14 protein-coding genes are annotated in these 23,696 nt (G+C 55.8%); 6 read left to right on the top strand and 8 right to left on the bottom strand.

The window, feature by feature from the left end; all coding sequences use genetic code 11:
* Positions 1-81: 81 nt before the first annotated feature.
* Entirely contained in the window at positions 82-1,068 is a 987-nt protein-coding gene (locus SV7mr_RS24740) for an oxidoreductase family protein (RefSeq protein ID WP_145277732.1), read from the bottom strand.
* A gap of 216 nt (positions 1,069-1,284) precedes the next feature.
* Positions 1,285-4,617: a WD40/YVTN/BNR-like repeat-containing protein gene (locus tag SV7mr_RS24735; protein ID WP_145277730.1), complete on the bottom strand. Its 3,333-nt coding sequence runs from the start codon at positions 4,615-4,617 to the stop codon at positions 1,285-1,287.
* A 229-nt stretch (positions 4,618-4,846) separates the two neighbouring features.
* Here SV7mr_RS24735 and SV7mr_RS24730 point away from each other — a divergent pair, with 229 nt between their 5' ends.
* The gene (locus SV7mr_RS24730) at positions 4,847-5,374 is read left to right on the top strand and encodes a PepSY domain-containing protein (RefSeq protein WP_145277728.1); all 528 of its coding nucleotides are present in this window, start codon (positions 4,847-4,849) and stop codon (positions 5,372-5,374) included.
* 36 nt (positions 5,375-5,410) lie between these two features.
* A complete protein-coding gene (locus SV7mr_RS24725) occupies positions 5,411-5,905 on the top strand; it encodes a hypothetical protein (protein WP_145277726.1) in 495 nt (164 codons plus the stop codon).
* A 210-nt stretch (positions 5,906-6,115) separates the two neighbouring features.
* On the opposite strand, the gene SV7mr_RS24720 is transcribed toward SV7mr_RS24725, so the two are convergent.
* Positions 6,116-9,292, bottom strand: coding sequence for a hypothetical protein (locus SV7mr_RS24720; RefSeq protein WP_145277724.1), 3,177 nt, complete (start codon positions 9,290-9,292; stop codon positions 6,116-6,118).
* A 142-nt stretch (positions 9,293-9,434) separates the two neighbouring features.
* Positions 9,435-9,812, bottom strand: coding sequence for a fluoride efflux transporter FluC (locus tag SV7mr_RS24715; protein ID WP_145277722.1), 378 nt, complete (start codon positions 9,810-9,812; stop codon positions 9,435-9,437).
* Positions 9,813-10,179: 367 nt separating this feature from the next.
* Between SV7mr_RS24715 and ilvB the strand changes: the two genes are divergently transcribed.
* The 4 genes from ilvB to SV7mr_RS24695 all read left to right on the top strand — a co-directional run bounded on the left by ilvB (position 10,180) and on the right by SV7mr_RS24695 (position 16,914).
* Positions 10,180-11,958 carry a biosynthetic-type acetolactate synthase large subunit gene (gene ilvB / locus SV7mr_RS24710; RefSeq protein WP_419187896.1) on the top strand — a complete coding sequence of 593 codons (1,779 nt, stop codon included), beginning with the start codon at positions 10,180-10,182 and terminating at the stop codon, positions 11,956-11,958.
* A gap of 5 nt (positions 11,959-11,963) precedes the next feature.
* On the top strand, positions 11,964-12,230 hold the full coding sequence (locus tag SV7mr_RS24705) for a hypothetical protein (protein ID WP_145277720.1): 267 nt from the start codon (positions 11,964-11,966) through the stop codon (positions 12,228-12,230).
* A gap of 216 nt (positions 12,231-12,446) precedes the next feature.
* Positions 12,447-16,397 (top strand): FtsK/SpoIIIE domain-containing protein, encoded by a 3,951-nt coding sequence (locus SV7mr_RS24700; protein WP_419187895.1) that lies wholly within the window; start codon positions 12,447-12,449, stop codon positions 16,395-16,397.
* A gap of 184 nt (positions 16,398-16,581) precedes the next feature.
* Positions 16,582-16,914, top strand: coding sequence for a histidine triad nucleotide-binding protein (locus tag SV7mr_RS24695; RefSeq protein WP_145277715.1), 333 nt, complete (start codon positions 16,582-16,584; stop codon positions 16,912-16,914).
* On the opposite strand, the gene SV7mr_RS24690 is transcribed toward SV7mr_RS24695, so the two are convergent.
* The 4 genes from SV7mr_RS24690 to SV7mr_RS24675 all read right to left on the bottom strand — a co-directional run bounded on the left by SV7mr_RS24690 (position 16,915) and on the right by SV7mr_RS24675 (position 23,440).
* Positions 16,915-18,357, bottom strand: a complete 1,443-nt coding sequence (locus SV7mr_RS24690) for a DUF1501 domain-containing protein (protein ID WP_145277713.1) — start codon at positions 18,355-18,357, stop codon at positions 16,915-16,917. It abuts the gene before it with no gap.
* A 2-nt stretch (positions 18,358-18,359) separates the two neighbouring features.
* On the bottom strand, positions 18,360-21,284 hold the full coding sequence (locus SV7mr_RS24685; protein ID WP_145277711.1) for a DUF1553 domain-containing protein: 2,925 nt from the start codon (positions 21,282-21,284) through the stop codon (positions 18,360-18,362).
* Between the two features lie 108 nt (positions 21,285-21,392).
* Positions 21,393-22,388: a hypothetical protein gene (locus tag SV7mr_RS24680; RefSeq protein WP_145277709.1), complete on the bottom strand. Its 996-nt coding sequence runs from the start codon at positions 22,386-22,388 to the stop codon at positions 21,393-21,395.
* Positions 22,389-22,438: 50 nt separating this feature from the next.
* Positions 22,439-23,440: a TFIIB-type zinc ribbon-containing protein gene (locus tag SV7mr_RS24675; protein ID WP_419187894.1), complete on the bottom strand. Its 1,002-nt coding sequence runs from the start codon at positions 23,438-23,440 to the stop codon at positions 22,439-22,441.
* Positions 23,441-23,696: the final 256 nt, after the last annotated feature.

Genomic DNA, 23,696 nt, shown 5'->3' with positions numbered 1-23,696 from the left:
GGCTGGAATTGATCTGCTGATCATGAGTGCTGTGCTCGCGTGAAGCGAACGGTTTTCCACTGCAACAGTGTTCGCTGGCGGTTAACACGCGCCTAGCTGATCCAGTGCCGAACGCGTGATTTGATCGCTGTAGCGATTCAGCTTCCAGTGCCCCGGAGACCAGCCAGAGAGGAAGCGACAAAAATCCGCCCAGGCCAGGGGATACAACGCTCGCCATTCCTGTTCCAACGCGGCAAAATCGACGTTGATCCGGCGGCTTGAAATTGCTTTGCTCAAATGCTGGAAGTAATACCCCAGCAAAGATTCCTGTTGCATTGCTGCTTGCTGTTCATTCAGACAACTACTGATAAAGTAGGCAACGTCCTTCATTCCACAGCCGCGACCCACATATTGGAAATCCACCGCAGCGACATCCGCGCCGACTTGTTCAGAGAAACAAAAGTTGGCCAGCTTGGCATCCCCATGCACCAGCGTTTGAAAGCAGGCGGCGTTTAGTTTGGTGTCAATTAACTTTGCTGATCGCTTGAGCGTTCCCTCTGGCATTGCTGCAAGTTCATCAGGGCGTGTTGCCAGATGCCAGTAAGTGCCAATCGGCCAAAGTCCCGCTGCAGTGCTCTGCAGGAAAGTAGCATGAAAGTTGGCGAGCCAGCGCAAGCAGGCGAGGATGTCAGCTTGATCGACCTTGCTTTTGCGTTGTGCGAAACCTTGGTCGTCCAGGTCCTCCAGCACGATCAGCCAGCCACTCTCATTGGGCATCGCTTCGAGCCCGATTAAAATTGGGACGCGGCACGATGAGTCGCACTGGTTCGCATGCGACTGGTAAAAATTCGATTCAACTTGATAGGAACGAACCTTTCGCTCGTGCGAGACATCTCCGCCCCAGCCTCGTCGATTAGCGCGCGTTTGCGACAGATCAATGTGCTTGACAATGACATGCCTGGGCTCCGCACCCACGAGCGTCGCCCGCTGAATCACACCATAGCCACTCCACAGGCTTTGGAGGACATCGCCAAGTTCAATTGAGGTCGCGCCCGTGATTCGGCCAATGGGATGGGAGATCGGGTTCATTCCATTTCACGTCGGCAAAAAGGGGCATTTCTAGACGTTGTGGGTTTACCAAAACCGAAAACTTAATCGCTAGCGTTTTCACGGTCGATCGCAAAATCTCGCTTGGCCCCAGCGAATGGGGCCAGCGAATGGGGCCAGCGAATGGCCCCCGTTTTCGAAGCCTCTCGGATGCAATGCCCTGTGGTGGGACATCAGCGCAACGATCGGCCGCGAGGTTTAGTCCTCTTCTTCGCCGGAATCGAGCTCGATTTCGACGCGAGGAATTTGCGCGACGTCGATGGCGGTTTCCAGTGACTCGAAATCACGATCAAGCAATTTCTTGAGCTTTGGTTCCAGCTTGCTGAACAGCTGCTTACCGATCTTGAATTGCTCCAACGCGGTCTTTGTCGGCCCGGAGGTCCCAGATGCTGCGCTTGAGATCGCGCTGCTGATGCGTTGATTGATGCCGGGTTTGGTCATCGCCCAGCGTTCATCTTTCAGCTCGTCGCCATTTAGTATGCGATCGTAAGACTGCAGCTGCAGTCGCAGGCGTTGTGCCTGATTGAGCAACTTGGCTGTCCCGCGCGGATGTGCTTTGATGCGACTGATCAGGCTATTGACGTCGCTTAGTCGTTCGGACAGCTTGCGATTAAGTGTCTGGACTTTGTTCGCGACCAGTCCCATCTGGTTGACTTGCTTGATCACGTCGTTCCGATCTGGAATTGGCATCGTCGGAGAGATGATGCTTTCGAGTTCAAGCTCAATCTTGTTACCGATCGCGACCGTGGAATCCCCTTCGCTGCGAAAAGCTTGTGCTGAATAAGTTCCTGGTGGAACCAGCGGGCTTGAACCGCGAGAGAACAGGCCTTGGTACCGCATGTTCCAAACCACTTTGTGCATTCCTTTGCCGATGGAAAGGTCGAGTCGTGCGACGACGTTGCCACGAGCATCGGAGAGATCCAAGTAGTGTCGCGGTGCGACTTCATCTTGCTCAGCTTGCAGATCGGCGAAGCTGGCGGTGGGCACATCGCCGCCTGCGCTGTTGATCTTGGCTTCTTTTTCTTTTCGCTTGGCGGCTTTGCTTTTCCAGCCAGTTTTGACATGGTAATGAATCACGGCGCCGTAGTCGGGATTGTCAGCGTTATACAGGCTGTCGCCTTGATAGCCTTTCCGGCCACCGAGCTTGTTTTCCTGCACGTACCAGAAAGTTCGCCGAACGGGATACAAGTGCAAATCGTCTTTGAGAGATTTCTGGGTTACGTTGCGCAGCAGGCTGTAGTCATCCAGGACATAGAAGCTGCGGCCAAAGGATGCTGCGACCAAGTCGTTTTCGCGACGCTGGATTTCTAAATCTCGGAACGAGATCGTTGGCAGTCCACCACCTAGCTTGTGCCAGTGCTCACCGGCGTCAAGCGTCGTGAAGATGCCAAACTCAGTGGCTAAAAAGAGCAGTTGGGGATCGACGTGATCTTGAATGATTCGCCAGCAAAGATGCTTCTCGGGAAGATCGCCAGTCATCAACGACCAGGTGCGGCCGCGGTCGGTGCTTTTGACCACAATCGGTCGATAGTCACCGGTCTTGTGATCGTCCAGGCATGCGTACACCGTGTCGGCGTCATGCAAGTCGGCCTTGATGTCATTGACAAAGAAAGAATCTGGCACATCAAAAATCCGTTCCGTCTTTCGCCACGTCTTGCCACCATCTTCACTGACATGGATCAGGCTGTCGTCGGTGCCAACGTACAGCAAGCCTTCGACCAAGGGCGATTCATCGATTGAGGTGATGTTGCCGTACTGGCTCATGGCGTACAAGTCATACGCACCATCAATGCTGTGAACACGTCCCATCGTGGGCAATTCATAGCGGTTTTGGTTCCGCGAAAGATCCGGGGAGACTTTTTTCCAGCTATCGCCACGGTCGTCGCTGCGATGCAAGAACTGAGACCCAAAGTACAGCCGCTTGTTGTCGTGCGGACTGATCAGGATTGGAGAGTCCCAGTTGAATCGGAAAGACTCTTCGTCGGGACCTGGCTGGGGTTGGATGCGAATGCTTTCGCCGGTGCGGCGGTCAAAGCGTCGCAAGTAGCCTTGCTGAGATTCAGCATAGATGATGTTGGGATCTTTGGGGTCGATCGCCGTGTCGTGACCATCACCGCCAATGGTGATTTGCCAGTCGCTGTTGCGAATGCCTTGGACGTTCCTGGTGCGTGAGGGGCCGTACTGTGAATTGTTATCCTGAGTCCCGCCGGCGATATTGTAAAAGGGATAGTCGTAATCGACGGCGACTTTGTAAAACTGGGTCAGAGGTAAGTTGGGGCAAAACAGCCAAGTCTTGCAGTAGTCATACGACCGGTAGACGCCGCCATCACAGCCGACCAATAGAAAGTCTTTGTCGGTTGGGTGAAAGGCAACCGCGTGGTTGTCGACGTGCTTGTAGCGACCCTCGATGTTATCCCACGTCTTGCCGTTGTCTTCACTTCGCATGAAGGAGTTGTTTGCTTGGTACAGCACGCCAAAGCGGTGCGGGTCAGCCCACAGTTCTTGGTAATAGTGCGGTCCGGTTCCTCCCGACACAAAGTCGTTGGTCTTGGTCCAGCTGGCACCGGAGTTGTTGCTGCGCCAGAAACCGCCTTTGCGTCCTGGTAATTCGATCGTGGCATACACATAGTTGTTTTTCTGTGGAGACACTTGCAGCGAAATCTTGCCCATGTCGCCCCCAGGAAGGCCGTTGCCAAGTCGATCCCAGGACTCGCCGCCGTCAGTGGATTTGAAGATCCCCGTTTCGGGGCCGCAGTTGATGATTGCCCAGACGTTGCGGTGTCGTTGGTGCGTTGCTGCATACATGACGTCTGGATTGGTGGGATCGAAGATGACGTCAGTGACTCCGGTGTAGGATTTGTCATTGATCGCCGCTCGCTCGTCGTCGCTCAGTTTTTTGTCGGCGCTGCTCAACAGGCCGGGCCCGAGCACTAGGTTCCATGTATTGCCGCCGTCGGTAGACTTGAACAAGCCGCGCTGACCACCGGGTGACCAGAGTGGACCCTGCGAGGCCGCGAAGATGACGTCGCTGTCGCGTGGGTCGACAAGGACTTTGCTGATGTGCTCGGACTGCTTGAGCCCCTTGTGCTTCCAGGACTTGCCAGCATCGTGGCTGACGTAGACTCCGTCTCCGAAACCGATGTGCCGTCCGCCATTGTTTTCGCCCGTCCCCAGCCAGACCGTGCTATGAGCCGATGGGTCAATGGAGACGCAGCCCATGCTGTAGGACGGTTTGTTGTCAAAGATTGGCTGAAACGTTGTTCCTGCGTTGGTGGTTTTCCAGAGACCGCCAGAGGCAACGGCGACGTACCATGTGTTGGGTTCCACCGGATCAATCGCGACATCGCCGATTCGGCCCGACATGAAGGCTGGCCCAACACTGCGAAACGTTAGGGCACCAGCAATTAGCTTGGCTCGCTGGCTAGAATCCGTCTCGCTACTTGTCTGGGCAGACAGCGTGACGGGGAAGTAGAGTGTAGTGGCAAGCAGGACCGGAATCATCAGGCCGGCGGCCAAGCGACGAATGAGCATGATGGAATCTCGTGGGCGTAGGATCAGGATCGACGATCAGCTTGACTGTGGCGGATCCGATCGACAACGAAAATTGTACGGAAAAGTCAAAACTTAGCCGTCCCCTGAGCGATCAATCTGTAAAAAATCGGTTTCAACGAACAGGGCTGGCGTTGGCTCCTGCCAGCTGACTTCATTCGACGTTCCTTTACCAGTACAACAAACCGGTCGCCTGAGACAGAATGTCCCCATGAAAGCATCTCGTTTGAACCGCCTTGTTCACCGCTGGGGATCCATTTTGATCGCCATCCCAGCGTTGTGTGTGTTGTTGACCGGCGTGGTTCTGCAGCTCAAGAAGCAATCGGCTTGGATTCAGCCCGGCACGCAAAAGGGCGCCCAGCGAGAACCAAAGCTCTCTTTCACCAGGGTCTTGGAAATTGTTCAGAACGTGCCAGAAGCCGAGGTCCAGTCCTGGGACGATATCGATCGATTGGATGTGCGACCGAGCAAAGGCATGCTGAAGGTTCGTGCCAAGAATCGCTGGGAAGTCCAATTGGACACCGCGACCGGTGATGTGTTGCAAGTCGCGTTCCGGCGATCGGACTTGATCGAGAGCCTCCACGATGGCAGCTTCTTCAGCGACACGGTCAAGCTGGGGATCTTTCTGCCGACAGCGGTCGTGCTAGTGATTTTATGGGGGACGGGAGTCTATCTGTTCTTTCTGCCACAGCTTGCAAAGCGTAAAAAACGGTTGCAGAAAAGCAAGTCCGTTGAGTAGTCCGCGTTGCTGTTCATTGCTTGAGGTTCGATCGTTATGATTTTGGTCTGTCGCGTCCTGTTGCTGTTTTCCTTTGCCCTGTTCTGGGGCGGGCTAACGTTCTACACCGGATTTGTTGTTCGCATTTCACATGACGTCCTGAGCGATCCAATGGATGGAGGCTTGATCACTCAGCGGGTGACGGTCTTGTTGCAAGACTTGGGTGTGGTCACAGTGGGTTTCATGGGCCTCAACAGCTGGCAAGTCCGACAACAGGCATCAAGGTTTGGAAATGTCTTGCTGATCGTCACCGCGATCTTGGCCCTGTCGCTACTAGGTCTGTTCCTCGTTCACGCTCAGTTGGACGCAGTCATCGATGTTGCCAACAATGACATCATTGACCCAGATCAATTTGATACCGGTCATCGGCGTTACAATCAGTTAACCACGGTCGAATGGATTGCCTCGTTGGTCTACCTGGTCGTGACGGTGATCGCATGGCGAACGGTCGATCGTCAGCCAATCCCTGACCAAGAGTCCCCCGCCGGCTAGGGCATCCCAGACATGGCGAGAACGAGGGCGGATGCGTCCTTCGCTGCACTGCTTTGAACAGGGTTGCCTTTGGGCAGAGCCCGCATTTCCCCCCGGACCGTGTTTAGGTTCGTAGGTTGCCGTGCTTGCACGCACCAATGTCCCGGAAATCACCCTATCGAACCCAGCCCTGGTTCGATGAAGTCGCGATTGCCCAGAGAAGCAATCGAGCTAGGGGGCGACGGCGATCCGGGTGGTCGCTCGAAAATCGGCCCGAATTCGTGATGTCGGTCGTGGCAACAGGTCGCGTCCCGTTTTTCGACCCGCAGGAATGATTTCGGCGTTAACCAACCATTGCTGTCCAGTCAAAGCGGCGGCCGGAAAGGCTTGTCGTTCGATAGCGATTTCAGTGGTGACCAGGCCGTTGCTAACATCGCTGGCAAAGTACCAGGTTGGATTCCAGTGAGGAGACCCGTCCAAAGAGTCATTCGATTTTCCGCTGCGTGTCATGGCTAGTTCAAAGGCCGTCAATAAGTCACCATCGCAATCAATGCTGATTTGCAAGCGATCAGAACCGACCAGCTGATCATCACGAAGGAAGCCTTGGGGAGAATCGTTTGGTGGCGACTGCGAGTCGCTGCGAAACTGTGACGCGGGGACGCGTGCGGCAAGGTAAACAAAATGACTGTCCCAGCTCAGATCCAATTCAATGGGCGTTGCGCCCTTGGTGGTCGCCGCGACGGCATCAAAATGTTGCCACATGGATTCATGAAGCTTGCCGTCCAAATGAGGTGGAGTCCGGGTGTAGTCGGCAGTCGTCCATTGTTTGGAAGCCACGGGAGTCTGTGCAGCGACAGCGGGTTTCGTTGACAGCAGCTGAGACCACGGGCCGGAAGCTTTGGCGATTTGTTGATACTCGCCAGAACGATACCTCGCAAGCGAATTGCCTGCGTTGACAGCGTTGCGGGCTTTGCTTTTCAGCGACCGTTCAATCGCGTCTTGGACCAATAATCGGACCGGATGGGTTTGCCAGTAGAGATCCAGTTCGGCTCGCGTGTTGAGTTCAGGCATCTGCGGCTGATTCACCGGTCTCGGTTGCACGAGGGGAGCGTTTGCGATGTTGCTTGTTTTCGCTTGTTTTACGGACTCGGCGGATGCTTGAACGACACCTTGTCCGACACGATGCACTCTTCCTGTGGGTGCTCCGTTCAGACCTGAGGGAACTTGTCGGCCGATGGCGTGCTGGGACTGCTGAAAGGGTGACAGAGAAAACGTGTGTCCCTGAGCAGAAGGGGTAAGTTCTTGAAACTCTTGAGCACTGGCTTGCTGAATGGGCAACCCGGTGTCGCCGTTCGCGGCGATTCTCGAACTTGGCGTGGCGTTTGCTGCGTTGCTGTCAGTGGAGGCTTTGACATCATGCTCAAAGGCAGTCGCTTGCCATTCGACGCTGGTCTGACGAACCGCCACATGCAATTGAGACGCGCGTCCAGCGGATGATTCGGGGAAGCGGCGAGCGATCTCTTTTAGGATGGCGAGATGACTCGGCTGGCCTAAGGACGCACTGGCGAGCTGGTAAATGATCCGGAAGCGGTCGTCGCGATCGGTTTGGTCCAGCATCAGTCGCAGCTGTTTTTCTTGTTCCACCGTGACATCCGCGTTGGCGGTGGACTGAAGCCAATGAGTGAACAGCGGGAGCTGCTTCAGCCTCGCTTGTAACACCTGTAACCGGCGACCGCTGGCAGCGTGCAGCCGATCCGGTAACCGCTGCCCTCGCCTCAGCCGGACTCCGTTGGCCAGGGAATCACTTTGGAGGGTTGCATCACTGACGCTGTGGCGAAGTTGCAGCGAAAGGCCGTTGGCTTGCGGATCGTGAGGACTGCTCTTGGTCAGCGGTTCGGTCAGCATTCGGCAGTCAGCGGCAAAGTCGCCGGCCAATAATCCGCTTGATGGCAACATCGTCATTTGATGCAGCAATGCACCGCGTCGCTGGCCACTTGAAAAGACGACCACTTTTTGACAGCTCCGTCGTTGGGCGGCTAACTGATTGATCTGACGTTGGACGGTGGATGTGAGGTTTCCATCGACGGCAAGGATCGCCGGTTGCATGAGCTCGAGCCAGCGAAAAAGCGATTGCTCGTGCTGATCGGAATGATTGAGAAAGGTTTGAACGCTCGTCACGCCCATCTGCATCGCGGCTTGTTCCAGCCCGTCCGGTAAGGCAGCGCTCCCCAGCGCTGTTGTTCCCAGCGTTGTTGTTGCATTGGTCGCTTGGGGTTTGGGAACACCGACAAGCAGAGTGACGCGAATGCGAGCTTCAAGGGCTTCGCGACCCAACAACATCCAGGGAATCGAATGAGCGTTCGCCGCAATGACCACAATCCCGGTGGACGTGTCTGGTTGACGCACGCATTGAAGGGGTTCAGCTGAGTGACTGGCGCGCCAGACTTGACCGTGATCGCCCACGCAAATCAATGTTCCTTCGGCGCTTTGGCAAGAAGCTCGGATGATAGGCTTTGGCGACGTCGTTGAGGCTCGTCCCGCAGCGGACATTTCAGTGTGGCTTGATTGCGTCACCCAACGCTGAATGCTGGTCGGTGTCATCGCAGGGCGCACAAAACGGGGCAAGGCGCCGTGTTGCATGGGCAACGATTGTTCCGTGACGGGTTGCCATTGACCCAGTGTGCTTAATGGGCCTGCGGTTCCCGAGCACTGAAACAAGGGCGTGCCACTGAGTGGGTCTTGTTCCGCGGGGCTGCAGGCAGCCAGCAAGGTTCCCGACGCGCCCGGCTGACGATCACCAGCGAAAGCATCAGGTGAATCAACCCACGCCAGGGTGTCCAGCGGCGGAGTCATGGCATTGCCAACGAGGGACCAGTTTTGGCCACCGTCGCGACTGCCCAGAGTGACGCCCCGTCCCATTTGAGTGAGGGATTCATAGCCGCCACCAACCACCAGGATCGTTCTGCGATTGAGCCAAATGGCATCGTTCAGTCGGCAATCAACCGGGCTGTCTGCGAGGTCCCAGTGCCGGCCGCCATCATAAGACATCAAGATCGTGCCATGATCGCCGACCGCAATCCAGGTCGCCTCGTCTAAACAGCGCACCGAGCGGAGGGTTGCCGACTGTCGGAGCGTTTCGCTGTCGCAGTAAGCCGGCGTGGTTAGAAATGACGGTGCGGTGTTCGATGCCAGGCCCCGAGTGATCGTCATCGGGATGCTTCGCCGCAGCCCTGGGACCGTGGAGCGCTGCAGTGGCGAGAGCGTTGGGCTGAAGGGATCGTTGCCCTGCGAGAAGACCGGTTGTTGCCAGCTGGTCAGTAAGGCGGCCAAGAGGATCAGCAACAACTGTGCGACCGCCGGTGCAGCGGAGTGATGCGCAGGGGAGCTTTTGAGGCGCGAATTTCGCACTCGGTGGATCAGCTCTTGGCTGCTCGGTTTCCGACAGCACTGTTTTGCACCGTCCGGTCGATCACAGCGACGGTCGGTCGGCGCGGCCAGGCGATGAGAGGCGTTTGCAGTCCGTTGCAAGGAAATCATCCAGATCATTTTTTCATTGGGTCCAGCCTTTCACCGTTTCTGCTGCGACGAACAGCACAATCCAACCAATCACTAAATTGGCTAATAAGTACAGTGCGTTGCCCCCCCAGCGGCCCTCGTTGGCCAGCCCGACAGATTCAGCGGTGAAGGTGGAAAAAGTAGTCAGTGAGCCTAGAAATCCAACTCGGATCGCCAGCATTAAACGCTCTGAAGCCGCCGTTTCACCTGGGTTTAGGGCGGAGACAACGCCTAAGAGGATGCATCCGAGCAAGTTTGCGATCGTGGTTCCCCAGAGCGACGAACCGCCAGGAACCATCGAGGCTGCTACGGTAATACCGTACCGGCTGAGCGCACCGATAGCCCCACCCATTGCAATTGCCAGCAGATTCAACCAAGTAGTCACGTTTGGATGCCGATTTTCGCATTGCCTAAGTACCGTCCCCCACTTACGTTAGCAGTAGGTTCTGAAAGTTTGGCTGCTGCGTAAATGGCAGTTTTTTTCCGACCATCGTTTGAGGGCGTTCCGCTAATTGCGGCAGGCCCCAAAAACGGCCCTAGGTTGATGCGGTTCCGTCGTCTTTTTGACGCGATTTTCAGCGTGTAGGTTGCCCTGTTCGACTCGCTTGAGCGAACTTCCCCGGCCATCAATGCGTCGCTACAGATTCCCAGCTTTGCTGGGGACGGATTGTCACTCAGTGGTGACGAAAACTGATTAGCCAGGTGCGCCATTTCCTCCATCTTACCCGTTTTGTTCACCGATGAGTACTGCTGAAGCTGCAAAAACTGACCACCGCATGATGACCGGAGCCGACATTGTTGTCCAATCTTTGGTAGATCACGGTGTCGATGTCTTGTTTGCCTATCCTGGTGGTTGCAGTATGCCAATGCACCAAGCGTTGACTCGATACGGTGACTCGATTCGAACGATTTTACCTCGTCACGAGCAGGGCGGTGCGTTTGCAGCACAGGGCTACTCTCGCGCGACCGGCCGCGTCGGCGTCGTGATGGCGACCAGTGGTCCCGGCGCCACCAACTTGGTGACCGCGATTGCCGATGCCAAACTCGACAGCGTCCCCATGGTAGCGATCACCGCGCAGGTTCCGACTCGTGCGATCGGATCCGACGCGTTCCAAGAAACACCGATGGTGGAAGTTTGTCGTGGCATCACCAAGCACCATTACTTGGTGACAAAGATTGAAGACCTGCCACGTGTCTTGAAAGAAGCTTTCCACATCGCCAGCAGTGGTCGTCCTGGCCCTGTTTTGGTTGACTTGCCAAAAGACGTGCAGCTGAGTGACGTTGCCGAAGTTCCCTTGGATCCACCGATGGACTTGCCCGGCTATGAAGCAGCTCCACCGGCTGTACCCGCCGAGACCATTCGTCAGATCACCGCTGCCATCAAGCTGGCCCGTCGCCCTGTGATTTACGCTGGTGGCGGGATCGTTCTTGGCAACGCCAGCGAAGAGCTTCGCGAGTTCATCAGTAACACCGGTATTCCCACCGTGACAACGCTGATGGGTATCGGTGCAGTGCCACCCGAAAACGAGTTCTCGTTGGATTGGTTGGGCATGCACGGTGCAGCGTATGCCAACTATGCCGTTCGCGATTGCGATTTGTTGATCGGTTTGGGCGTCCGTTTCGATGACCGCGTCACAGGCAAGGTGGAAGCCTTCGCCAAAGATGCCAAGATCATCCACGTGGACATTGATGCATCGGAGCTGAACAAGAACAAGGAAGCTCACATCCCGGTTCGCGGCGACGTCAAGCAGGTCTTATCGGAACTGAACAAGACCGTGACTAAGACTGGCATCGATCCGTGGCGGAAGCACTGTGCGGAATTGAAAACAAAGTATCCATTGACTTACGACAATGGGTTTGATGGCATCCTGCAGCAACACGCGATTAAGACGCTTAGCGACATCACTGCTGAAATGGATCCACAAATCACCGTTGGCGTTGGCCAGCACCAGATGTGGACGGCCCAGTTCTTCAAGTTCCGTCGTCCACGGACTTGGCACTCCAGCAGTGGCTTGGGCACGATGGGCTTTGGTTTGCCAGCAGCGATGGGGATCCAAGCTGCTTTGCCAGGTGCGTTGGTCATCGACATCGACGGTGACGGAAGCTTCCAGATGAATGTGCAGGAGCTCGCGACCTGTTTCTGCGAAGAGTTGCCCGTGAAGGTATTCCTGTTGAACAACCAGCACCTTGGGATGGTGGTTCAGTGGGAAGATCGTTTCATGGATCGCAATCGCGCCCACACGTACCTGGGGCCAATCAGCCACAACGAAGCCAAGGGCAACAGTCAGGCCGAGCGTTTTGCGTACGCGGATGATCGCTACCCTAACTTTGTGCAGATCGCCAAGGGTTATGGTTGCGGTGCATCAACGGTTCGCAAGAAGGGTGACCTAGAAGGTGCCATCCGTGAAATGATTGAGCACAAAGGTCCTTATGTGTTGGATGTTGAAGTGCCTTATCAAGAGCACGTCTTGCCGATGATCCCGGGTGGTCATACGGTTGATGACATGATTTTGGAATAAGATCAATGCCGTTGGAGCCACTGAATGTCGCCGTCCTACGAGACGCTCAACAGCGTCTGGCGCGCGAGTTCCAGGATTTTGCGCGTCAGTGGCAAGGCACCAAGCAGCATTGGCAAGACGATCGGAGCCGTCAGTTCGAGACGGCTCATCTCTCAGGCGTCGCTCCCAGCCTTAGTCGTCTCGCCGCCAATCTCAATCACTTTGCCACTGAGATCGCCAAGGCTCAGCGGGAATTGTCAGATGAAGAGACGAGCCGCCGACAAATCTTTTGATTGCTGATCACCCTGCTCGTTATTAGTTATACTAGCTGCGGTGGCCGTCGGCAGCACGATGACGCATTGCTGCTGCGCCGAGGGTTGCTCTTTTTCATCCTTTTCGGTTCGCTTCTCTTCTGCTGATCCTGAGTGGGTTTGAGCTCCCAGTGTGTGGTTCCATGGGTTGTCCGGAGCCAGCGCGCAGCATCACAGCAATGTTTAATGAGTACCATCATGAAAGACTCCAGTGTTGCACCTGTTGGGTTGCATTCGCCACAGCGCCAACGCTGGCTGATGGAGTCTCTTGCGGCGCGGTTTCAGCGTTGCCAGCAGCAGCGGATGGACATGGTCTCCGGCCACATCGTTCAAAAGCAGCTCGAAGAAAAAACGCAGCAAGAGCATCGACGACAAGTCACCGAGCAGTGTCGCCAGCAGCGCCGTGGCACCCTGGGCCAATGGGATCAGGCCGAGGAAAAGATCTTCTGGGAATATGAAGAGACAATGCTACAGGTGCGCGAAGACATTCGCCGCCTGGCTGCGAAGTACCGCAAGCGTTTGGCCGATGGCACTGCCGAGATCGAACAGCAATATCGCGTTCGCTGTGCAACGGCCAACCAGAAACATGAGTCCGTCAAGCATCAACCAGCGCGGACGCGCGAGCAAGAGTTTGGCAAAATCAAAGCCGCGATGGCTCCGATTGGCGAAGACATCCAACAGGCCCGTGAGATCTCATTGCGGCGTCTGGACCAGTTGCCGGTCGTCGAACCGATTGAGACATCGAAGACCGAGTTTGGGGGGCCCGTTCCGAAAACAATCGACGATGGCTTGAAACGCTTGCGAGAGCTCGCGGATCGCTGCCAGGATCTGTTATCGCATTTGCGATCGGACTCGATGGCGGGCATTGTCGATTCCTTCTGGCTGCCGCTGATTTTTGTGATCCTGTCGACCACCGTTGCCGCTGGCGTTTGGCTCCTGCAACCGCCGTCGGTTTGGATGGTGATGGTGATCAGTGTTGTGGTTGTCGCCGTGCTGGGCTTCGTCAGCTATGTGTGCATGCTGATTCCATTGCGCCGTCAAACCAAAAAACTGTATGCCGAGTTCGAGTGTTTAGGCAACGCCGCCAAAGAAGTCACCGAAGCGACGCAAAAGATTGCCACTGAAAAAGCCAAGAGTGACGCGGCGACCCTGCTTCGTGAACGAGATCAAGAACTGGCCGAGGCCGAGAAATCCAAGATCCATGAGATTGCTTCGTTGGAAAAAAGTTTGGCTGATCAGGAGTCACGCGAGTATGAATCGCTGAGCATCAAACGCGATGGTTTGGATGAGGCTTTTCAAGAGAGTTATCAAGCCAATAACGGCATCATGCTCAAACTCGCTGAAGCGGTCGCTAATGAGATCACGTCCACGCTCTCAGCAACCGATGTTGAGTTGCGCGATCAAGCACGTGATGCAGAGGCGTGTCGTCGTACCGAACTTGCTCGTGTGACCAAGCGATTGCGAGTGGGCGTGGAAAATGGCTTTCAGCGGATTGAGCGTGCTCGAAAGCAAACTCAGTTGCGTTTCCCTGATTGGGAGGATGTGGTCCAAAAAGGGGCTCAGGGCTCCAAGCAGCTCGACTATTTGCCGCTTGGAACGCTACAGATCGACAAGTATCTCAATCGACTGGTCTCCCCTGCCCTGCTAAATGCGTCTTCCGAATCTGAGGGGGATGATGACCAAGTCGCCGATGCCCAGCGGCAGTCGAGCACCGTTCCCGGAATGTTCCAAGACGATGAGATGCCGCATTCATTGCCCATTGCAATGCATCGTCGCCTGCATAGTGGAATGGTCGTTACTGCTGCTCCACAGCAATGGGATGCGGCACTTGCGATGGTGCATCAGATGCTTTGGCGTTCCTTGAGCGGTGCTGCTGGTGGTCGAACGAATTTGACATTGATTGACCCCATCGGCCGAGGCCAGCACTTCACCTCGTTCATGGCCTTGGCCGATCATGACGCTGCTCTGGTTGGTCATCGCGTCTGGACAACCGAAAGTCAGATCGAATCGCGACTGGGAGAAATCGCGCAGCACGCTGAGGACGTCTTGCAGTCTAGTTTGAGAGAACGTTTTCAACGCGTCGAAGACTACAACATCCTGGCCGGTTCGATGGCGGAGCCCTACCAAGTGATCGCTGCGGTGGGCATGCCTGAAGGGCTGACTCGCGGCGGTTACAAGCATCTGAAGGCCTTGATTGAAAGTGGACAACGCTGCGGCGTTTTTGTGGTGCTGCTGTGCAAGGACAATGAACCCTGGGTGTCAGAGATGCCTTTGCCGGTCGATGATCGATTGTTGCAGTTCAATGTCAATGCCGATGGTGATTGGACGCTGCAGGTTGATGGGCTGGAAGATCTGCCGTTTGATCCAGCGCCCAATGTTCCGCTAGCGTTACGTGACCAACTGGTCCAGCAAATTGGTGATGCGGCCAACGCTGCCGCTCGCGTGGAGGTTCCGCTGCACTCGCTGCTTCAACAGCCAGGTGGTGATGGCAGTACGGATCACGGCATCCAGGTCGTGATCGGTAGCCAAGGTGGACAGCGAAAGTTGGCGATGCAGTTAGGCGAAGGCGTCAAACAGCATGTGCTGATCGCAGGGAAAACGGGGTCAGGGAAAAGCACGCTGCTGCACTCGGTGATTTCCTCCGCTGCTCACGATTACACTCCTGACCAACTGCAGTTCTACCTGTTGGACTTCAAGAAAGGGGTGGAGTTCAAGGTCTACGCCGACGGTCAACTGCCACATGCACGCGTGATTGGGATCGAAAGCGTCCGCGAGTTTGGACGCAGCGTCTTGCAGCGTTTAGATGCCGAATTACAGCATCGCGGCGAGTTGTTCCGCCAGTATTCCACGCAGGAACTGGCTCACTATCGAAAGGTCAGTGGTCATTCGTTGCCGCGAATCATGTTGGTGATTGATGAATTCCAAGAACTGTTCATTCGCGATGATCGTGTGGCTGCTGACTGTGCGATGTTGCTGGACCGCTTGGTTCGTCAAGGGCGATCGTTTGGCGTTCACGTTGTCCTGAGCACTCAGTCCTTGGCCGGGGCATTTTCATTGCCGCGAGCAACGCTGGGCCAGATGGCAGTGCGTGTTGCCTTGCAGTGTGGTGAATCCGATGCCGCGTTGATCTTGTCCGATGACAACACCGCTGCACGGTTGTTGTCTCGTCCCGGCGAAGCGATCTACAATGATGCCAGTGGCTTGATTGAGGGCAATCAACCGTTCCAGGTTGCTTGGCTGGATCATGATGATCACGTTGCCATGCTGCAATCCATCGCCGATCGCGATCAAGAGTTTGCCAAAGACCTGCCGCCACCGGTTGTGTTTCAAGGCAATCGACCATGCAACTGGTCCGCAGAGCTCGCTCAGGCCGTGGTGGATGCACCGAACGAGGAAGCCGATTCGCTGAGCGGTTTGCTGGGCGAAGCGGTGGAGATTGGGCCTCCGGTGTCCGTCACCTTCACTCGGAACGCGGGGCGAAACGCCATTCTGATCGCGCCCCCCCAGGCTCGCGCCGGAGTCTTATCAGCCACGCTTGCTGGCATGATGAAAGAAAACCCAGCGACTGAGTTGTATTATTTTGACGGTAACCGTAGCAGCGATCAGTTGTCGATGGAGTCTTGGTTTGAAGAGGCTGGAATCAAAGCTCAGGTTGTCAAGCCACGTGACGCGGTTCAGCAAATGGGTGAATTGGTTCAAATCGTTAAGGAGCGTGGTGACGAAGCCGAGAACGTGGATCCGATCGTGGTCGTGGTGGACCCGTTGGATCGTTTTCGAGACCTTCGTAACGAGGACTCGTTCGAGTTCTCGCTGGACGCTCCGGCCGGACTAAGCGGCGGACAGGCACTGCGCGAACTGCTGAAAGATGGCCCGCCAGCGCATGTTTATTGCCTGCTCGTTTGTGGTGGGTTGGAAACCATGTCTCGATGGCTTTCCAGGCAGTCGCAACATGACTGTGAACTGCGAATCGTCGGTCGCATGAACGCTTCGGATTCTTCCCTGCTATTGGATTCGCCTGTGGCAACCGAACTGTCAGACGCCACCATGTTGTTATACGATGAACCCGCAGGCACGGTGAACAAGTTTCGGCAAACCAACCTTCCCGAGGCAAGTCTGGTTCGAAACTGGTTGAAGAAGTCAACGAAGTAACCGACTCACTGCCGAGTCGGATGGTGATTGCACTGGCTTGTAGGTTGGCGCAACTGGCCCGCTTGCCTAGCTTGTCCGCTTGCTTAGCTTGTCTGCTTGCCTAGCTTGTCCGTGTAGGCGATCGCCTGATCGCAATCGCAAGATCTTTTAGCCAGCTAGAGAACGTTTTACGGTGACCGTTGCTATGTCGTCCATTTTTAAGAAGATCATCGATCGCGAAATCCCAGCAGACATCGTGTTTGAAGACGATGTGTGTTTAGCGTTTCGAGACATCGCCCCCCAAGCTCCTGTGCACGTGCTGGTGATCCCGAAAAAGGAGATTCCATCGCTGGCCGATTTAACCGACGACGATGCGTTGATTGTCGGGCACTGCATGGTGGCGTTAGCCAAGATTGCTGCCGCGGAAGGTTTGGATGACGGTTACAACGTCGTCATCAACTGTGGCGAAGCCGGTGGTCAAGAGGTTCCGCATTTGCACTATCACTTGATGGGCGGCAAGAAATCGTCGCACGTTTGATCAGGCGATGATCTCTTGAACCACATGGGGTTCGTTGACTCCGGTCAATCGCTCGTTCAATCCACTGCGTGGGAAGAACAGGTTATGATGGTGTAATCCCAACAGATGCAAAATCGTGGCGTGGAAGTCATGCACGCTGACGGGCTTTTCGACAACTTTGTGTCCGAAAGGATCGGTTTCTCCGTAGGTCAGTCCACCTTTGGTGCCTCCGCCTGCCATCCAGCTGGTGAAGGCTTGCATGTTGTGGTCGCGGCCGGTGAACCGAGTCCCTGTTTTCTGCGCGGTAGGCGTCCGTCCGAACTCTCCGCCCCAGATCACCAAAGTGTTGTCCAGCAGTCCCATGCGTTTTAGGTCCTTTAACAGAGCAGCAACGGGACGGTCGGTGCGCTGACAAACGGAGCGGTGATTGTCTTTTAGGTCAACGTGACTGTCCCAAGGCTGTTCTTCAAGAAAGACCTGCACGTAACGCACGCCTCGTTCAACCAATCGTCTGGCCAGTAAGCAGCGCCGAGCAAAGCTGTCGGTGGGGTTTTTCCCAACGCCATACAAATCCAGTGTCGCTTGGGATTCGTTGTTTAAGTCCAACGTATCGCTAGCGGTCAACTGCATTCGGGCAGCAAGTTCATACGATTCAATTCTGGCGCCAAGTTCAGCTTGGTGCGGGCGCGAGCTGACATGATGTTGGTCTAGTTGACGCAACAGTTCTCTGGCGCTTTGATTGATCGCATCGGATTGCTGGTACTGTGGTTTTAGGTTCAGGACCGGTGCGCCGGTTGGCCGAAACACGGTGCCCTGATAAACCGGCGGCAAAAAGCCAGCGGTCCAGTTTCTGGCACCATTTTTAGGCCAGCCCAGCGGATCGGTCAGAACCACATAGGCTGGCATGTCCAAGTTTTCGCTGCCCAGGCCATAGGCGACCCAGGAGCCAAGGGTTGGATAGCCCATGAACAAGCGTCCGCTATGGATCTTGTAAAGCGCGTTGTCGTGGTTTGGATGATCCGTCCACATCGAGCGAATCATACAAAGCTCGTCCGCCATGGAGGCTGTTTCGGGCAGCACGTCAGCCATCCACATCCCCGACTGCCCATGCTGTTGAAACTTGTATTGGCTTCCCATCACCACCCCGACGCCCGCTGAACCAAAGTTGCCGATCTCTTCGGGGCTGCCGGGGAACGGTTTGCCGTTGAAGCGATCCAGTTGCGGCTTGGGATCAAACAGATCCATTTGGCTGGGCCCACCATTCATAAACAGATGAATGATCGACGTGGCCGCCGGCGCGTGGTGGGGTTTCTTGGGGCGGTTATCGTAGGTCCGCCGTGCTTGCTGCTGGCGAGGTTCTTCACCCAGCAAGTCTTGGCTAAGCAGACTTGCCAGCGCGACTCCGAATACACCGTCACGGGTGTTGGAGAAAAAGTCGCGTCGATTGGGTGTTGGCGCTGGCATGTTTAGTCAACAAAAAGAAAGGCGGCTGAATTAATCAAAGTGTGACAGTAGGCCTGCCAAGCTTTGGGCAAATCCCCATCGCTGTCCGCGATGAAGGCTTCGATGGCCTGTTTGCCCAGTTGTAGTTCCGTCTGGTCTGGTTGCCGACTAAGAGCCAGCGCATACGTCCGTCGAATCAGTGGTTCTATCGGACCGTGAACGTTGTTCGATTCGAGGATCCGCTGGGCAAAGTGATCGGTCAGTTCGCGGACACGTGCATTATTCATCAGCAGCAGTGCTTGAGGCGACACCGTCGAGACATTGCGTGTGAGGCAGTTCGGTCCCATTGCGGGGTAGTCAAACGTGTCCATCATGGATGGGATTTCAGTGCGCCGATACTGCAGGTAAATGCTGCGCCGCCAACGTCCGGCAGCATTGGGTTTCGCAGTGACCTGACCATCGCGATCAATGGAGACTGGGTCCGGCAGTCCACCTGTCGTGACATCGAGTCGATTGGCAAGCTGCAGCAGCGAATCACGCAGGGCTTCGGCATCCATCCGTCGCAAATTCATTCGACTGTAGAGCAGGTTTTGCGGATCTCGTTCGGCAGTCTGCTTACTGATGGCGCTCGATTGCTGGTAGGTCTTTGACGTCATGATCAGACGGTGCATCGCTTTCACGCTCCAGCCTGATTTGACAAAGGAATCCGCCAGGAAGTCCAGCAGTTCTGGATGAGTCGGTGGCGATCCCTGCACTCCAAAATTGTCGATCGTTGGAACCAATCCGGTGCCAAAGTGGTGACTCCAGATTCGATTCACCATGACACGTGCCGTCAGTGGATGCTGGGGAGTGACCAACCACTTTGCGAAGGCCAAGCGGCGACCCGATTTCGGCGTCCCTTCTGGAAAGGGGGCGCGGGCATCGAATGGAGTCTCGCCATCTGTCAACACGGCGGGGACTCCCGGCGAAACAGGCGCTCCGGGCTTATCATGTTCGCCCCGTAACAGCATGTAGGTTGGTGAGGGGCGGCCTTGATCCCACAACGCACGGATTTGCGTCGAGGGGACGAGTTGACGCTCCAACGTCTCGATGGCTGTGATCGTTTCTTCGATCTGTGTTTCAATCGCGGTGATCGCAGCCGATTGCTTGTCCGGTGGCATCAGCTGTGCAGTGACCAATCGTTCAAACAGTCGTTTCTGTTTCAGTGAGCGGTTGTTGTCGGCAACGCGCAACGCTGCCAGTGTTTCTTGATGATCCCGCTCGCTTTGTTCAGGGTAGTGATCGCGCAGCAGTTGCAGTGTGAGCTGTTGATTGAGTTGCTTGTCTTTGTTTCGCAGGGACCTCAGTTGTTTTTCAAGAGGCGGATTGATTTGCTTGATGCGTTCGCGCTGTGACTTGGTGGCAAGGGATAGCTTGCGATTCTTGAACGTTCGCCAATCGTGTTCATCCAATGCACCTTGGAACACTGCTTTCAAGCGGTAGTAATCACGCTGTGGCAATGGATCGTATTTGTGCGTATGGCAGCGAGCACATTCCATTGTCAATCCCATCAAGCCTTTGCTGACAATGGCCAAGGCGTCATCGATGACTTTGAGCCGTTCGGGGACAAAGTTCATCGTTCTTGAGCCGGTCTCATCAATGCTCATCCGTAGAAAGCCAGTGGCGACCAAGTTGTTCACCATCTCTGCGGTCACTTTATCCGCTTGGTCAACGTCGATCAGTTCATCGCCCGCAAGTTGCTCGATTAAGAAGCGATCGTAGGGCAGGTCTCGGTTGAATGCATCGATCACATAGTCGCGATATTTCCAAGCCAATGGCCGCAGTGGATCCGCCGAGATGCCGCCCTCGGAATCAGCGTAGCCGGCTAAGTCCAGCCAGTACCTTCCCCAGCGTTCACCGTAACGCGGTGAATCCAGAAGGTGATCAATCATTTGCGCATCCCAGTCGTCCGCTTGATGGTGATGCCAGCGCTGGTACTCTTGCCAGCTCGGTGGCAGTCCGGTCAGGTCCAGATAGGCTCGGCGGATCAAGGTGTCTCGACCGGCTGCGGGGCTCCGTTTTAGGCCTGCGTCGATCAGCTTGTCAGCGATCAGGCTGTCGATCGAGGTGGCGTGAGTGGGAGGCTGGATCGGCTGAAATGCCCAGTGTTGGCGATCCTGGTCGGTGACCAGCAGATCGGGAGTGATTCCCTGTCGATCCGTTTCTTGCGTGGAGAGCTTGGCTCCAGAGTCAATCCATTGGCGGAGCGTTTTGATTTCGGTTTCGCTGGGACGGCGCACAAAGAACTTTAAAAGTGACTCGCTCGGTGGGCATTGTTGCGATTCAATCCGCTTGATCATTAGGCTTGAATCAGCCTGCCCAACCACCATCGCCGGGCCACTGTCACCGCCGGTCAACATGGATTCTCGCGAGCGTAAATCCAATCCACCATCGGTCCGCTGGGGGCCGTGGCAGGTGTTGCAACGCAGCAAGAGAATGGGAGTCACATCATGATGGTCGAGGGTGACTTTGGTTGTCTGGTTCTGGTTGCTTGACTGGCCGCCGACCTGAATCCAGTTCTTGATCTGTTCGATTTCTGGATCGGTCAGTGGCGGTTGGTCATCCGGCGGCATTTCACCGTTATCGATCACCGTCCACAGGTAACTGTCGTCCAGCGTGTCAGCGATTAGGTCTTCACCGGTTTCGCCGCCTGTGCGAATGCCTTCCATCTTGGCTAAGTTCAGTGCCCCTTTGCGAACGGTTTCACTATGGCACTTGCCACAGCGATTGGCCAGGATCGACTGCACGCTTGTTCCTGAGGCGGAGGATTCAAACAGGAGTGCGTTGGGCGGTTCAGCAGCGCTAGGCTCGTCTGCACCGGTCCTGCCCAAACAGCCTGCGGCAACGCCCAACGCGATGATTGCAGTGTGCCAGAGACGACAACCGGCACCAAAGTGCGAGCGGAACATAAGCGTTGGGGGGAAGAAGAGGCGGGCAGCCGAATGGCTGTATCGATGCACGACCCTCCTATTATCGGTGAACCAAACCACCAAGGCAACAGAAAAAGCCGCGGGCGACTAGAACGCTGAAAACAGCAGAAAGATCAACGCAATCACGATGACAATCACGATGGGCAGGACCACTGTTTTCATCAGCGATCGCGGGGCTTTGCCAATCACTAATTTGGCGTCCTGTCCGCAGATGACGACGCGATAAAGCTGTTCCTTGTAGCGATAAGCGATCACATAAGCTGGTAAGGCGTAGCGCTGCGTGTGCAGTCCGCGAAGGACCAGCGACACCGCGACGTTGCGAAACTTGCGACCGGGGATCTCCGTGCGTTGGACAGATTCTGCGGACAGCCGCTCGATCGCGGCAATCACTTCTCGGCGAGCCTGTGAGCGTTGGACATCAAATTGTTCGATGATGGCGTCCGCTCTGGCTCCTCCAGGGCCACTCTGCGCGGTCTGTAGGTTCATGCCGGGAGTGATCGCGTTGGCTTCTTGGTTTGTCAGGCCGCGCGAGGCAGAGACCAGCACTCGATTGAATTGCAGAGTGGTTTGACCACTGTGCGGGGCCCAGCTCGATCGGCGTGAACCCGCATCAGAGTCCGCGGCCCAGCTGACTTGGGCTTCGGCGTGAAACACCCAGCCAACCCACCACAGTGGCTTGAGGCCGGCAAACGTTGCCGTGCTGGCAAGATCGCTGGGACGCGACCAACCTTGATTGGCGAGCCACTGTTTTAGCGCTCGCTGTGCTTGCTGCTCTGTCACCGTAAACGGCAGGAACATCTCTGTCTGTTCCATGGGGTCCGAAACCGATTCCTCCTCAACCACGCCGCCGCAGAATGAACAGGCTGGCGCTTGATGCTTGATGTCATAGCCAATCGCCGCTCCGCAGCCCGTGCAGCGCAGGATCTTTGTCACGACGGTCGTCAGCGTCGCGCGCTCTTTTGCCGGAGCGACTTCACCGCAGATCGCACAGCGCAGGTCACCCTGCTCTAGCGGTGAATGGCATCGAGCGCAGAGCGAGCCGTCTTCGCTGTTGGCTTCGGGAGTGACTTGCAAGTTATCCATAGAACTAGATGGGTTCGACGAGGTATCTCAAAGGCGTTGACAGGCAGTGGCTAATTGGCCAACCCAGCCGCTCCACCGAACAGCAGGAACAAAATCAGAACGACCAGCAACACTGCAGCAACCGCTAAAGCAATCTTGCCATAGGAGATCGGCACCTCTCCGTTGACGCGTCCTGTCTGGCCATTGACCAAAATCTTCAGTGGTGGCTGGTCGTCCGCATAACGCAACGCAAAGGACCAGATGGGCAAGAGGATCAGGTGAACCATTTCGTCGTGCAGGTTGGTGCGGTGCCGCAAGTTGCGATGAGAATCACCGGGCATGAAACCTTGCAATTTGCGCTGGATGATTTGCATCGCTTCGTCATGGCTTAAACGCATGCATTCGTCCACGGTCCGCGAGGGCTCCTCTGCGATCCAGCCAGCGATCATGCCCGCTTCATAGCGTCGCATGGCTCGTAAATCAAATGGCTCGATGGCTCCTAATGCATCGTTGGCTACACCGCGTGAAGCACTGACCACGATGTCAATCAAGTAGCCTTCGTGGCGGCCTTGCAACGATCGGTATTCTGTCTTGGTGACCGTCCGCGTTTTGGTGACTGACTTGCCATTGGAATCGGTGGTCGTGTAAGTCTCTGTCTCGGTATAGTTTTCGCCGATTTCAGCGCTGTATTGGCTGTCCGAGATCGCGCTATATAGGTAGGCCGGAAGATAGACACCGCGGGTCAATTCGGGTGATGCTCGTTTAAAGTCCGAACGGACAAACATGTGCCGACTGGTAATCCATTCCTTGACCGCATTGGTTGCTTGCTGGTGATCGCGGACGAAACCGACGACGAAGGTTGGGTCCGGGCGATTGGGCGTCGGTGGCCGCTCGACAATCGATGGTGAGGCGCAATACGGACAAACGGTGGAACGAATGTTGCTGGCAACCACCAGCTCTGCGCCGCAAGACTGACAGGCAATTGATAGCGCATCCTCTTCTCCGAGCTCTCTTTGTGGTCCTCCCGGCGGTTGCCGGCCCTGGTTTAGATTGGCTTGGTCAGAGGTGCTCATAGGTGTCAATGCAGAAGAAAGATTGTCAGTCGAGGCAAATGCAAAGCTGTTGAGTGCAGATCGCTAGCCGAATTGCCTGGCCCTGCTTATGATGCCAGAAAAACGTTGCTTTGGGGCGCTGCATTCGCCTCAGAAGCGGCATCTTGCTGCATTTCTGGGTAAAACACCTCTCAGGCAGTGGCTGGCGCTAGCGCGAATCCAACCGCCTCCCCCCTTTGCGGACTGATCACACCGGTGGTAGCCGGCCGACCGGGAT

Source organism: Stieleria bergensis (assembly GCA_007745635.1).
In the GTDB taxonomy this organism is placed as follows: Bacteria; Planctomycetota; Planctomycetia; order Pirellulales; family Pirellulaceae; genus Stieleria; species Stieleria bergensis.
The sequence above is the reverse complement of the archived record's forward strand: the minus strand, read 5'-3'. Positions and strand labels throughout refer to the sequence as shown.